Here is a 15026-nt window from a genome sequence, read left to right as displayed (position 1 = left end):
GAAATTGTTTTTCTAAAAATTAGTTCATAATATTTTTAACTTCTGAAAAAACCCTCATTAGTGTTATTGGAATCATAAAATTCCTCAAACATATTAAAATTAAAACCAGTAATAGATAGATCATCCAAAAATGATAATTTCATTATTAATAAATGTTTATTTAATGTCCGCTTTCTCTATTGACCGTTTTATATTTCAACACTCTTAGACTGATTCAAAATGAATCAGTCTTCTTTGATGACTTAACTTTTCGTATGAAATTAATTGCTAAGTATGCTAAAACCATAAAGACAAGATAGATTATTGCATAAAACCAGTACTCTTTATTGGTAAGTTTATTACTTAGAAGACTTAAAATGAAGAATGTTGTCAATGAACCTAATAATAGCCCAATTAATGATTTTAACTTCATTACAATGCACTCCCATTAAAGTAATTATAAGTACTTTATAGAAACCTTTTTACAGTCTATATAGTTCATTATTGATAAGAATATTCCATTCTAACCTTTTTAAAGTGCAAAAATTAAGCTCTTTCTAAACGATCACTCCTATAAAAAAGGACTGATTGCAAACACTTGTCAACAATCTGATTCTCTATTACTAGATTGAACTCCGACATCAATTAGATCACTTATAAACTCTCTAATATTTCCTACTAGGACACCGCCATGTCCAGTACACATTACACTACTATCAAACTGATTTACTTTTTTTAGTCCACCTAGAAAATGATCTAAGTGTTCTGTTGAGACTCCGCCATCTCTCAAATATTTTACCCACTCATTTCTAAGGTCATCTCCTTTAGAGACCAAACCATCCTTTGATAATGGATCACCGAAGAAACATAAGAAATCACCCGTAAAAACTATTTTTGATGGACGATGATAAAAAACGACCGAACCTGGAGTATGGTACCCTACTAAATCATGCTCAAACTCCTTTATTACTTCAAAAGCTTCAAGGTCATTACTAAACTGAGTTAATTCAAGTGAATCAATCAAATCATTATCATTTGAATGGATAAATTTCTTAGCATTTTTAAAAATACTAGAACCTTCAATATGGTCCTTATGTCCATGTGTAGCTAAAAAGAGATGGACGTCTTCTGGCGTTTTCCCCAATTTAACTAGAGCTTTCCTAAGATACTTAGAGTGTATCCCTTTTCCTGAATCAATGAGAGTAACTCCATTATCTTGAATTATAAAATAGCAATTATTATATGACTTCCATTCGGTATCCCATATCGCTAAAGCATATATGTTATGTACCACACGTTCAAAAGAAACCTCCACGTCTTCACCTCCAAAATAGTTAGCATTCCATGATTAACTAAAAATCGGTCTGAAATACCTACATTATAGTGTTCTATATTTAAGACTATTAACCTTTTATAAATATGTTATCTAGTCATAATGAATAAATAGCATGAAAGATTTATTAGAATTAATAGGTCTTATCCGCTATATCAAAAATACATAAGACATAAATTTAACTTTTCAGAAAAAAATAGTTTAGAAAATTAATATGCTATAATCTTTCTAATTTTATAAATATAGTCCTGGAAGGAGCGTATAATGTGGAAAAAGAAGTAAATTTAAAGAAAAATATTGGCTTTTTCGTATCAACGTCTTTAGTAATCGGTACAGTAATTGGTTCTGGAATCTTTATGAAACCTGGGATCGTGCTGTCTTCAACTGCTAACTCCACTATGGCTCTTTTAGCCTGGATTATCGGTGGCGTTATTACACTAGCAAGTGGATTAACGATCGCTGAAGTAAGTGTAAAAATCCCGAGAACTGGTGGATTATATGCATACATAGAAGAGGTTTATGGTGAGAAGTGGGGATTTTTATGCGGTTGGGTACAAACCCTTGTCTATGGACCAGCTGTTATGGGTGCTCTTAGTCTTTATTTTGGCTCTTTATTGGCAGATTTTTTCGGTTTTCAGGGAAGTAGCAAAATTATTGGTATTATCACGATTATATTACTTGGTGGTCTAAACATACTAGGCACTCAGCTTGGTGGATTCATTCAAACAATCTCAACTGCTGGAAAACTAGTCCCTATTATTTTAATTGCTGTTTTTGGTATTCTTCAAGGGGACGTATCAGTTTTTAATGCAGAGAGTGGTAGTTCTACTCAAGCACTTAGTATGGGCGCAGCAGTATTAGCGACTTTATGGGCATATGACGGTTGGATGAATGTAGGCTTTATGGCAGGAGAAATGAAGAATCCTTCAAAGACTCTTCCTAGAGCAATTATTTCTGGTATTGTGATTGTTATTTTAGCTTATCTTTCTGTTAATATCGCAATGCTACATGTTTTATCTGCAAGTAAAATTGTTGAATTAGGTCCTAATGCAGCTACAGCAGCAGCTTCTTCACTATTTGGTAATATTGGCGGAAAAATTCTTGCCATTGGAATTTTAATTTCTATTTTTGGCTGTTTAAATGGAAAAATTCTTACTTTCCCAAGGGTTACATTTGCAATGGCAGAACGAAACTTCCTACCTGGTTCAAAAGTATTATCTAGTATTCATCCTAAATTTAATACACCAGTAGGCTCAACTGTTTTTCAAATTGTTTTAGCATTAGCAATGATGATATTCTGGAATCCTGATCGACTTTCTGATATGGCTATATTTGCAGTCTTCTTATTTTATGGACTAGCATTTAATGCAATCTTCATATTACGTAAAAAAGATAAAGGTGGAAAGAAATTATATAAAGTGCCTTTATATCCGATCACTCCGATTGTAGCAATTATAGGTACACTTTACATCGTTGGTAGTACGATTATAAATGCACCAATAGATGCACTTGTATCAATTGGTATTGCAATTATTGGTTTGCCTGTTTATTGGAAACTAAAGTCGACTAATAGATTCGATGAAAAATATAAAGCAAGTTGATAGATAGGTATGAATCAAGGTTTATAAAAAGCAGGTAAAAGATTTCAATATCTTTTACCTGCTTTTTCTGTTCACTATTACTTATGTGCAAAAAATACTAATTGAACTAGGAATAATACTGCAAATAAATAAACAAATGGGTGCACATCTTTAAATTTACGTTTTACGATTTTCATGATTGGGTAAGAAATGAAGCCTAAAGCAATACCGTTTGCAATGCTTGATGTTAATGGCATAGTAACGATGACTAAAAATGCCGGGAATGCTTCTTCAAAATCATCCCATTTAATCTCCGAAATACTCTTTATCATAAAACAGCCAACAATAATTAAACTTGGCGCCGTAATTGCGGCCACTTCTGATACAGAACCAATCATTGGGCTAAAAAATGCTGCGATTACAAATAAGACCACAACAGTTAATGACGTTAAACCAGTTTTTCCACCAGCACCAACACCAGCAGAGGATTCTACTGTTGCTGCAGTCGGGCTTGTTCCTAACATTGCACCAACAATTGTTCCAATTGAATCAGCAGAGAATGCACTTCCACCCTTTTCTAACTTACCATTTTTGATAAGACCTGCTTGTTTAACGATTGCTAGTAAAGCGCCTGTTGTATCGAATAACATGACGAGTAAGAATGAAAAAATTACACTATAAAGTCCATATTCAATAATGTCTTTGATGGAATCAATTGGGTTGTATACTAAAATTCCTTTTGGTAAATGAGGCATCGCAACAAAACCATTTGCAAAATTTAACTGACCTGTAAAATATGCAATTAAACCTGTCGTAATCATCCCTAGAAATAATGCGCCATTTAAGTTAAGTGCCATAAATACAATTGTTATTAATAAACCGATCAATGTAAGTGCGACCTTAGGAGAACTAAAATCACCAATTTGAACTAGATTAGTAGGATGATCTGCGACAATACCTGATAAACGTAAACCAATAAAAGTAATAAACAAACCAATTCCAGCAGCGATTGCATGCTTTAAGTTAGCAGGAATGGCTTGTATTAATTTTGTTCGGAAGGATGTTAAAGAAAGTAGTAAAAATAAAATTCCGGTAATAAAAACAGCAGAAAAACCGACTGAATAAGGAAGATTATGTCCTCCAATTACAGAATAAGTAAAATAGGCATTTAATCCCATTGCAGGTGCAATAACGATTGGATAATTTGCTATTAATGACATTGTTAAAGTACCAATAATCGTCGCTAAAATAGTAGCTAAAAATGCCTGGTTAAACGGTACACCTGCATCCTTTAAAATCATAGGGTTGACAATAATGATGTACGCCAAAGTTAAAAATGTAGTTAAACCAGCTAATACTTCAATTTTAACTGAAGTATTTCGTTCTTTAAGTTGAAACATGTGATGACTCCTTTATTATATTAAAATAAAAAAAACTGCCCGCTTTTCATGAGAAAAAGCAGGCAGTTTTACAATGTAAAGAAAACAAAAATCCAGAGCTCTTCCTCATAGTCTAGCAGTTTACGGGCGCTAGGTAGAAACTCTTGAACCTTATTTTCAAGTTTATATGAGAAAATATTAATATATTTTTTCTATCATACGACCTGACCTACAGTCTGTCAATAAAAAACATTTTTGTTATATAATTTAGAAAATAATACAAAGAATGTGGATAAAATAGTAGTAAACAACAATTATTTAAAAGTACTTTTTAGTAATAGTCGAATGGTATTCTCATTAAAAAGCTATCTATGTTATTCTGAAAGTATAATTTAGAATTTAAGGAGTTGTTTAACATTCGTTTAAATAAATTTATTAGTGAGTCTGGAAAGGCTTCGAGACGTGGAGCTGACAAATTAATTAGTGAAGGTAGAGTAAAATTAAATGGTAGAGTAGCCAAAGTCGGTGACCAAGTTGAACCTGGCGATGAGGTAATTGTAAATGGTGAACATATTAGATTAGCTCGAAACCATGTTTATATAGCCTTAAACAAGCCAGTTGGTATAACGAGTACAACTGAAAAAGGTGTTAAAGGCAATATTGTTGATCTCGTAAACCACCCATTACGTATCTTTAATATTGGAAGACTTGATAAAGACTCTGAGGGTTTGATTCTCCTTACAAATGATGGAGATATTGTAAATGAAATTTTACGAGCTGAAAATAGGCATGAAAAAGAATATATTGTATCAGTAGATAAACCAATAACTCCTGACTTTTTAACCAAAATGTCTGAAGGGGTAAAAATATTAGGTACAAAAACATTACCATGTGAGGTAAAACAGCTTTCAAAATTTGATTTCCAAATCATTTTAACACAAGGCTTAAACCGTCAAATTCGTCGCATGTGTGAGGCACTTGGATATGAAGTATACCGATTGCAAAGAACTCGAATTATGAATATTAATCTAGGCAATCTACCAATGGGTCAATGGAGAGACTTATCTAAGAAAGAAAAAACTCAGTTGTTTAGAGAATTAAATTATGAACCAAATGAATGGTGAATTTAAAAAAGACTGATTCAATTTAATTGAATTAGTCTTTTTTTGTTTTTTAAAAAAAAAAAAATTTAAATTAATTAAAAAAAAAAAAAAAAAAACTACTATTAAGTAATATTAATAGCAGCTTCTTTGGGTTTTAAGATTATAAGCCTAATTGACTCTTAATCGTTTCTAACGTTTGGTTTTTATAGATCGTTTTCGGTGTTGGTGCATTTTGTACTGATGGATTTTTCTGCAAGTAATTTTTCTCAATAAAAGCGAAATCTTTTGCGTCTACAGTACCATCAAAATTGATATCAGCACTTCGTTTGTTTGTTCCCCAGTAAGTTTGAACATAAAGTGCATCTTGTACATCGATTACGTTATCTTGGTTAACATCTCCACCAACTAAATTAATGTTAGTTGTTTCTGATTTCCCATATAATACGCTGTTGTATTCAAAACCGAATTTTTGAGATTTCTTCGTAATAAAGTGACCTGGAACATTTATTTCAAATGTATAGGCATCTTTGCTTAATGCAAGTGGTTCAAGATTAAATTTACCTCTACTAATCAAATTAGTAGCATCTAAACTATAAGCACCATTTGTTACTTTTAATGTTGCTCCTACTTTTGTCCAGTCACGAGATCCTAAATAAGGTACTTGACCCTCTACTTGCACTAGATACCCTTCAGGAATTATATTTCCTTGAACACGGTTAAATTTTGGTTTTAATTGGAATCGTTTACCTGCGTTTAATAACCTCACGGTTTGACCATTAGCATCTACGATAGTAGCTGATGGGTTAATATATCCGATTGGATAAAAAACTTGATCTTGTACTTTTACTTTTACGTTTATTACTTCAGAGCGATCGAATACCATTGCTTCTTTAAACTTCACTTTAACTTTATTACCAGTTACTTGAATTTCTGCTTTATCCTTAAATTTATTAGTTAAAGACGCCTCTACAAGATTTACGAAAGGAATACCTACAGCCCCAGCATCATCAAAATTCCAGGTTGCTTCTTTTACACCTTGTACGTTGTCTAGAACTAAAGATGCAGATAGAATATCTCCTGATCTAGCTAGTTGTACGTTATGCTTAGCATATGCAACTGGTGTACCTTCTTTAACAAAGTAGTATTCTTTCCAATTTGCTTGATTTCCAGCAGCATCATACCCAATTAAGTTGAATGACAGTGATTGTGTACTTTCATCCATTTGTACTTCATCAACCCACTTGCCGTTCTTGTCCATATGGATTGGACCGTTAGGAATAGGAAATCCATACGTATATACTGCAAAGTTTGATGTTTCGTCTACATCAATACCAGCTTGTTGCATATCTGTTAAAGCAGCATCTTTTACCTCCATTTCAAAAGGGTAAGTCTCTTGTCCTGGCTTATACTCAATAAAAGGTGAATCTCCATCTAGGGAACTTTTTACTGTTGGTGTGTCAATATCAATAAAGATATCGTCATAATTAACTTTCTGTTTACCATTTGGTAATGTTGTAATAAATTTCAGTTTATAATGTCCAGGTTTAGCCTGACTCATCTCTGATGATACAGGTTGTTTTTTATCACCTGTAAACTTGTAATATGATCCAGTAAATGCTTGTTGTATAAAGTAGTCGACATCTGACGTTGCACTTTTCATATTAAGCGTGCCAACAAGTCCTAAGTCTTCATTTGTATTACCGTCTTGTAATACAACATCTAACGTGTTAACTGGAGAACCTAAATTGAACTTTAACGATGTTGCTGATGTTTTAAACGCGTCATATGTTCCATAAAATAATGGAGAGATCGCATGCGATGATATGCTAAGCGTGTCAAAGCCTTCATCTGATTTTTTGAAACTAAATGGGATACGGTATTGTTCTGATTTATTTGAGCTATTAGTGATTAAAATGTACCCTTCATAAAAACCTTTTTTAGCTGTAGAAGGCACAGTTAGTGTTGCTTTTACTGTTTTAGCAGAATTTGGATTAATTTTAATTGAGTCACCTAAATCTACTACTACGCCATTCTCTTCTAATCCGTTTGCTCCTTGTGCGTTATCTACAACCTTGACATCGAATGTTTGCTTTTTATTACTATTGTTTGTAAATTCAATATCTTTCTTTAATTTCAATTGAGAATTATCTTTAATAAATTGTCTACCGAAACTTAACCCACCTGTTTCATTCTCTGCTTTTAATAATTTATCACCAACTGGAATTAATGTTTCATCTTGTACCTTTATTTCTGTTTGAGTGTGAAGAGCTTGATATGGATCTACGCGACCTGCTCCTACTTCAAAAACGCTATAGTCTCCATTAAGTTGATCAGCAGTGTTCATCAGAATTGATTTAACGTCTGCTGGCTCAAGGTTTGGATTTTGTCCGATTAATAAGGCCGCCACACCAGCTGCAAATGGTGATGCCATAGATGTTCCATCCATTCTTTGATATGCGTATTTATAGTCTTCTGGTGTATCATGATTTGCAATATAAGAAGGAACTGTAGATAGAACACTCACACCAGGTGATGTGATTTCAGGCTTCATTTGGTAGTTTCCATTAACTGGTCCTCTTGAGCTGAAGTCTGCTAGCTTATCACCTTCAGTAGACTTTTCCTTTAAATTTGTAAAAGTGAACGTTGTATTTCCATTTGCAATTTTGGCCTTTAATTCTTCTCCTGCTTTCTTTGTCATTGAGAATGCAGGAATATATTCCATTGATTCACCTAAGTTATATCCAACATGGCCATCAACATTGTTGTACATAATGACAGCTTTTGCTCCATTTTGTTTTGCAAACTTCACTTTATCTACTAGAGCAAAGTTTCCACGCTGAACGAAAGCAATTTTTCCTGCTACATTTTTATTTTTGTAATCATCTAATGTTCCTAATCCAACATCTACTAGTTCAAGAGATTTTCCTTCTAAACTATTAAAGTTATCAGCGAAGCTCCTAGCCATACTTATAAGATCAGTTGACCATCCGCCTTCTACTTTTCCTTCAAATGTTGAAATTGTCGTTGGTACATCACTCGCTCCTACTGTTAAAGCAAATGCTGCCGTACCTGGTGATCCTAAAGTATAAGCATTAGGTCCACTGTTACCTGCTGAAACCACCGCTGTTACGCCATTTAGTACAGCATAATTTATTGCCGTACTAGTTGGATAATACGGATCGTTAATTCCCGCCCCTAATGAAAGGTTAATAACATCCATACCATCTTGAACTGCTTTATCAATACCTGCAATTACATTTTCAGATGATCCGCTTCCGTATGGACCAAGCACACGGTACATATATAGATCCGCATCTGGAGCAACTCCTTCTACCGAAACTTCACTATCATTTTTATTTTGTCCAACAATTGTTCCCGATACATGCGTACCATGCTCTGTATAGTAAGTGCCATTACCATTACTTTCAGGTTGGTTTGAAGCCTGCCAGTCTTTGTAAGTAGCTTCCATTGGATCATTATCATTATCTACAAAATCGTATCCGCCTTTAAAAGCGTCTTTTAAATCAGGGTGATTATAGTCAATACCAGTATCTAGAACCCCTACTTTAACACCTTTACCTGTTATTCCTTCTTTATGTAGCTTGTCCACTTTTAAATATGGAATACTATCTACTGATGTAGTTGTTTTACTAGCAACATCTGTTGGAACATCCTCTTTAATTGGATCTACATTAAAAGCTATATCTTTATATATCGTTTTAACAGCATCTGATTTTAAAAGTTCTTTTACTTGGTTTGCAGGAAGTGTAATCGCTGCACCATTAAATGCTGTTTTATACGTTTTTGTAATAACAGGAGCGTTTTTCTTTTCCTTACCCTTAACAAATTTGCCTACATCTTCTTTAAAAACTTTGTGCTCTTTGTCAACTTGTGCTTGTGCTGATGATTTTGTTAATGACTTTCCATCAACTGCTGCCTCTAATACTGCAACATTACTTGGATCTGAATTAAACTGAACGATGACAGAGATGTTTTTATCAGAATTCAGTTCACTTTCTTGAAAGCCTTGAAGCCCCTCTTGATTGTTCAATTCTAGTTGTTTTAATGCTTCTCTTTGCTCTTTAGTAATTGAAGCTAAAATTTCTTCTGCTTTAGAAGTTGCTGCTTTTGCCGTTATGTATGACTTTGCACTAAAAGGTGCAATAAGCAGACTCGTTGAAAGGGCAAGTACTGCCGAGTGCTTTGCTAATGTTGTTACCTTCATAGACTTCATCCCCCATTTTTATCTTTATAGTTAAAAAATTCTTACTATTTCAATAGTAATAGCATTTAGGAAAAAAGCATATTGTGTTAATTTTTATCGAAATTTTGGTCATTTTGTAGGTTTTTTTTCCTAAAAACTATTGAAATTTGAAAGGAAATTTCATTAAATATTAAAAAAGCATGAAATTTTGCTATGAAATTTGTGTTATTTTTAATTTGAATTGAAAGTATTTGACTTTAAAAAATTCTAGTTATAATAAATTAGTAGGTATTTCAAAGTCTTTGTACTTTCTAGTTTCTTAGATTTATGCTCGCAAAAAACTTCATAGTAAGGCAACTGGGATTTGAAAAGGAGAGAACATATGCTTGAAGGAGAAATCATTAAATTTTATCGTAAAAAAGCAGGACTAACCCAAGAGGAATTAGGAAAAGACATTTGTACCGCTACCCATGTAAGTAGAATAGAAAGAGGGGAAACCCGTTATTCTGAAGAAATTATTCAACTGTTCTCTCAACGTCTTCAGATTGACATTAAAAATGAGATAGCCACTGTTCAAGATATCGAAAAGAAATTACAAAAATGGCATAATGCAATCATATTAGAGCGAATGAAGGATGTCATAATAATTAAAGAAGAATTAGAAAGTATTCACTATATTAACGCATCCAACTATGCTACCTATTATCAGCTATTATTAGCCCGCTACTTTATTTTAAGTAAAAATACAGATAAAGCAGATCGCATTATTAAACAGATCAAAAAAGATTCTCCTCCTATGTCGGCATATGAAAGGAACCTATTCCATCACGTTAGAGGGATCTATTATTTAAATCAATATACACGACTTGGAAATCTAAATAGACAAATTGCACTACAAGAATTAAAGAAGGTCAATATAGAGGAATATGGAAATAAAGAATATTACTATCATCTCGGTTCAGCCTATCATTGGACTCGGTCTAAAGTAATGGCATATTTCTACGGTGAAAAGGCATTTAGATATTTTAATAAAACAAATAATTACGCAAGAGCAATTTTGGCAGAATCATTAATGCTAGTACAATTAAAAGACAGCGCACAACTAGATTTTGAAGAGATTGTAAATAGGTATGAAAGTTTAATTGAGCATAGCGAAGCTTTAGGACTTTTGGATAAGAGTGGAATGATCTTACATAATTTAGGTCTAATGTATTTTTGGAAGCAAGACTTTAAAAATGCACATATCTTTTATAAAAAATCCATTGAAGAAGCTGATAAACAATCATTGCCATATTTGAATCGTTTATACAACTATTTAGATAATGCTGGGGAAGGAAAGCTCCTATCTACAAATGAATTGCTAGAAGAAGCATATGAAGGACTTGCTCTTTCAGAAAAAGCTACAAATGATTTATATAGAATTCTCTTTAAGCTTTTAATTTTACGTTTTAACGAAAATTTTGATGAATATTATAATTTCATGGAACAAACTGCATTTCCTTTCTTTAAGGAACACCATCATGTCACACACTCAAGTAAGTATGCTAAGTTGCTCTACTCGTACTATGTTAAGACTAAGCAATATGAGAGAGCAGTTCAAGCTGGAGAAATGTTTATTAATGGTAATTAGTTAAAACGGGTAAGACAGAATAGATTAAGGGACTGATTCTATTGAATCTGTCCCTTACAATGAATTTTAGTTAGTCTATCATTCTAGTAAAATTAATGTACAAGTAAGTCCTTCTCTAACTGATTGAATTCATCAACAATTAAATTAATTAACCCTATGAAATCTGATAATTCCGAATATTTAACAAGCAACTCTTCCACAGTGTGCTCTTGGAGGAAGCTTTGTAGTTCAACTGCTTCATGATCATCATTATTTTTATAGAATAGAGCAACTGCAATTGCTTTAACTAAATAGTTAGGTGTTATTCCAAAGTTTATTAACTCTCTTGCTGGCTTAATAAAACGGTCATTTGCTCCTAATTTACGTATTGGAGAACGAGCAACACGGGATAATTCATCTGAAATATATTCATTATCGAATCTACCTATTATTTTTTTAATATAGGCGTTATGTTGTTCTAAGTCAAAGTTATATTTTTTAACTAATAACTTTCCTGTTTCATCTAAAATAGAATTAACAATACTTCTAATATTCTCATCAGAAATTGCTTCCTTAATCGTTTTATATCCGTAGAAATTGCCTAAATATGCAGTCGCCGCGTGACCAGTGTTTACGGTAAATAGTTTTCTTTCAATATATGGAAGTAAATCCTCTACATAAGTTACACCATCAATTGTTGGAACTTCACCTATCATATTTGATTGGTCAATTACCCACTCATAAAATGGTTCTACTGCTACTAATAATTTATCTTCATGACTTTGAATCGGTACGATTCGATCTACTGCAGCATCTGGAAAACTGACCGACTGTTCAGTTTTTTTCTTCTGAGATAATGTCATGTTTAAATAAACTTCTTCTCTTAAAAAAGTACTTCCACCTATCATATTTTCACATGCAATGATATTTAACGCTTTATCTGAATTCTTAGCCCTTTCAACTAATCCATCTGCAATTAGCTTTGCTATTTTAGGAAGAATTGATGGACCTACCGCTGTTGTTACAATGTCAGCCTGTGCGATTACTTTTGCTACTTCCAGAGGATCTTTCAGACTATTAATACCTCTTACATTTGTTATCTTTATTTTTTCTTGGGTACGATCTGCTAACATGACAGCATACGATTTCTTTTCATTCAGCTCATTAATAATCTCTTCGTTTACATCAACGAAGCAAATCTCATATCCTGCCTTGTGTAATAATTGTCCGATAAATCCTCTTCCAATATTTCCTGCGCCAAAGTGTACAGCTAACATCTTACTCCTCCTCGCTAAACATTAAAATTAGTTCCTCTTTTGATGTGGCTGCGACTAATTTATGTACATTTTCTTCCTCTGAACAAAGAATCGCAATTTGAGATAAAAGCTCAAGATGCTCATTATCTTTTCCGGCAATACCGAATACTACCTTTACAATATTTCCGTTCCCAAAGTCTACTCCGTTAGGAATTTGAAGAATCGAAATACCAGATGAGATTACCTCTTGTTTTGACTCCTCAGTTCCGTGTGGAATCGCGATAAAGTTCCCCATATAAGTTGTTAAAGACTCTTCTCTTTCAATCATCTTTTCAATATAATTTTCTTTTACATAACCGTTTTTTACTAAAAGATTTCCTGCTAAACAAATAGCTTCAACCTTTGTTTTTACATCTACATTTAATAAAACATTATCTGTTGGTAATACTGTCTGAATCATTTATTAATCCCTCAATTCTTAAATCTTTTTTGTAAATTTTCATATAATGCATAGCTTAATTTGTTATATATATTTGTATAGTTATTAGATGTAAAGATCCGAGTTGATTCTTCATCTTCAATAATTGTTGAACTAATAGTGCTCAACACCTCTAACTGACCTGTCTGCATTTCAACTGGAGCTAGTAATAATAATAATGTATTAATTTTTATTGACTTGTGGTCCATTGCCTTGACTACCATTGGCTCATGAAGCAAAAAGGATAAAAACACTGGTTGCATAACATATTCTGACCGACAATGATACAATGCTATGCTAGTACCTGGTATCCCTAGGCCACCCTTCTTTTCTCTTTCTGCGAGTTGATTAGTCACCTCAAAATAATCACCTATTAATCCTCTAACATTTGCTTGTTTGCATACTTCCAATAATAAAATAGAAGAAGTTGGAATAAACGGTAATGAAATTGTCTCAAAAGTATTCAAAATATGAAGTACAGTTTCAGAGTACTGATGAACTACTTCAATATTTTGTTTAATTAATTCTGGCGTTTCTAGCTTGATCTGCTTTTGAAACTTTTTGCTATGGAGCTTTCTTAGTAATGTTGCTTCTGTAGTAAGAGAGTTGCGTTTTATTTCATCACGAATCTGCTCAGCCTCTTTCTTTGGCAATAAAGGATTAACGGTAATATATTTTTTGGAAAATCCCGGCATCTCAACTGTAGATAAAATAATGTCATATTGTTCAATTTGAATATTTCTTAAGTTTGCTAAAGACGATACTTCGATATCTGTTATTTCTTTTATCTCTTTTTTGATTCGACTCGCTAACATTTTAGAAGAACCAATCCCACTTGAACATAATACAAGCGCTCTAACTTCTTTACTGTTATCATAGATTACTTGAGATGAACCAAAATGTAGGACAAGATAAGCGATTTCCTCAGTTGGAAAAACAATCGATGGAAAAGCTTCTTTTAATCCTTCTTGAATGATCTTAAACATTGCAGGATAATCCTCTTGAATTTGGCCTGCTAAAGGATTATTTGCATCTAGTTTTTTTTGAATTCGATAGATTGCTGGTTCAATATGAGTAATTAGTCCCTCAAATAATGCTTGGTCTTCTTCAAAATTTATTTCAAGTTCTTTAGATACATAATTGATTAACTTTTTTGAGCCTACAACGATTTCCGTACTGCTCTCTTCTAGCCAATCATTTTTCTCTTTACGTTGCCTTGCACCTAATAAATGCATCGTAATATACCCTTTTTCAACATTTGGAATATTAACTTTGAACACTTCTTCTAATTCATTAACAATCTGACCTGCGATATTAAATTCTTTAGAGGTACTTAATTCCTCGAGAACCTGTTGATCCATTTGTACTACTTCGCCTTCAATAATTCTTTCAATCGCTAAAGATAAGTGAATTGTAAATGTCATAAATGCACTATCAGCTAGAGAATAAGGTAATTGTTGCTCAATATCCCGAATCATTTTTCCAATCATGGTGAGTTTTTCTAGTTTTATTATTTCTAATAATCCATTTGAGAAACTATTCGTTGACTCATGCTCATCTTCTACTACAGATAAAAACTCATATTCATTTAATTGCTGTGCAATTAGATGTCCTAGGGCTTTTCTTTTTTTTCGTTCTGAACCTAGTAAAGCAATGCCGTACCCTTTCTTTCTCATTAGCTCCAAATTGAAGTCTTTTAACCATTCTTCTACTTTATTAAGATCGTTACTAACTGTTGCAACGGTAACATGCAAATCATTTGCTAGTGAGCTTAGTTTAATAGACTCCGGTTCTTTTAATAAGGAACATAGAATTAACTCCTGTCTTTCTTTTTGAGTAAACTCTTGCCCACTTTTTAATATTGCAATTTGAAGCTCATTTTTTTGCTCAGGTTTCCCTTCAATATACATTCCGACACCCAATATCTTTTTTAAGAAAAGACTATGAGCCAAGGCAATGCTTTCGACTCCTTTTAGTTCCCGTTGCACAGTTCGGCTGCTAACATTTAAGTTCTCTGCAATTTCTTGAACATTGATTCCATTTGGATGATCCAACAACAAATTAATGATTTCTCTTTCTCTTGCTGATATATACATATATACCTC

General features: G+C 32.9%; 10 protein-coding genes and 1 riboswitch. Of the genes, 3 read left to right on the top strand and 7 right to left on the bottom strand.

Annotated elements, in window-relative coordinates; genetic code table 11:
* Positions 1-214: 214 nt before the first annotated feature.
* Together AN960_RS08505 and AN960_RS08500 are read right to left on the bottom strand one after the other, a co-directional pair.
* Positions 215-412 (bottom strand): hypothetical protein, encoded by a 198-nt coding sequence (locus AN960_RS08505; protein ID WP_056469593.1) that lies wholly within the window; start codon positions 410-412, stop codon positions 215-217.
* 168 nt (positions 413-580) lie between these two features.
* On the bottom strand, positions 581-1294 hold the full coding sequence (locus AN960_RS08500; RefSeq protein ID WP_056469588.1) for an MBL fold metallo-hydrolase: 714 nt from the start codon (positions 1292-1294) through the stop codon (positions 581-583).
* Positions 1295-1578: 284 nt separating this feature from the next.
* Between AN960_RS08500 and AN960_RS08495 the strand changes: the two genes are divergently transcribed.
* Positions 1579-2913, top strand: a complete 1335-nt coding sequence (locus tag AN960_RS08495; protein ID WP_056469585.1) for an APC family permease — start codon at positions 1579-1581, stop codon at positions 2911-2913.
* A 77-nt stretch (positions 2914-2990) separates the two neighbouring features.
* Here the strand turns inward: AN960_RS08495 and AN960_RS08490 are convergent, their stop codons facing one another.
* A complete protein-coding gene (locus tag AN960_RS08490; RefSeq protein WP_056469582.1) occupies positions 2991-4292 on the bottom strand; it encodes an NCS2 family permease in 1302 nt (433 codons plus the stop codon).
* 88 nt (positions 4293-4380) lie between these two features.
* A riboswitch (purine riboswitch) is annotated at positions 4381-4482 on the bottom strand.
* Between the two features lie 196 nt (positions 4483-4678).
* Here AN960_RS08490 and rluF point away from each other — a divergent pair.
* Positions 4679-5395 (top strand): 23S rRNA pseudouridine(2604) synthase RluF, encoded by a 717-nt coding sequence (rluF, locus tag AN960_RS08485; protein ID WP_172795404.1) that lies wholly within the window; start codon positions 4679-4681, stop codon positions 5393-5395.
* Positions 5396-5534: 139 nt separating this feature from the next.
* On the opposite strand, the gene AN960_RS08480 is transcribed toward rluF, so the two are convergent.
* Positions 5535-9599 (bottom strand): S8 family serine peptidase, encoded by a 4065-nt coding sequence (locus AN960_RS08480; protein WP_056469581.1) that lies wholly within the window; start codon positions 9597-9599, stop codon positions 5535-5537.
* A 361-nt stretch (positions 9600-9960) separates the two neighbouring features.
* Here AN960_RS08480 and AN960_RS08475 point away from each other — a divergent pair, with 361 nt between their 5' ends.
* Positions 9961-11208, top strand: coding sequence for a helix-turn-helix domain-containing protein (locus tag AN960_RS08475; RefSeq protein ID WP_056469578.1), 1248 nt, complete (start codon positions 9961-9963; stop codon positions 11206-11208).
* 92 nt (positions 11209-11300) lie between these two features.
* On the opposite strand, the gene AN960_RS08470 is transcribed toward AN960_RS08475, so the two are convergent.
* From AN960_RS08470 to AN960_RS08460, 3 genes are read right to left on the bottom strand one after another with little or no spacing between them, the layout of a single operon-like run.
* On the bottom strand, positions 11301-12464 hold the full coding sequence (locus AN960_RS08470) for a mannitol-1-phosphate 5-dehydrogenase (protein WP_056469575.1): 1164 nt from the start codon (positions 12462-12464) through the stop codon (positions 11301-11303).
* Position 12465: 1 nt separating this feature from the next.
* Positions 12466-12903 carry a PTS mannitol transporter subunit IIA gene (locus tag AN960_RS08465; protein ID WP_056469571.1) on the bottom strand — a complete coding sequence of 146 codons (438 nt, stop codon included), beginning with the start codon at positions 12901-12903 and terminating at the stop codon, positions 12466-12468.
* 11 nt (positions 12904-12914) lie between these two features.
* Positions 12915-15017, bottom strand: a complete 2103-nt coding sequence (locus AN960_RS08460; RefSeq protein WP_056469568.1) for a BglG family transcription antiterminator — start codon at positions 15015-15017, stop codon at positions 12915-12917.
* Between the last annotated feature and the right edge of the window lie 9 nt (positions 15018-15026).

Origin of the sequence: Bacillus sp. FJAT-25509 (genome assembly GCF_001420605.1) — a bacterium.
In the GTDB taxonomy this organism is placed as follows: Bacteria; Bacillota; Bacilli; order Bacillales; family Bacillaceae_G; genus Gottfriedia.
The sequence above is the reverse complement of the archived record's forward strand: the minus strand, read 5'-3'. Positions and strand labels throughout refer to the sequence as shown.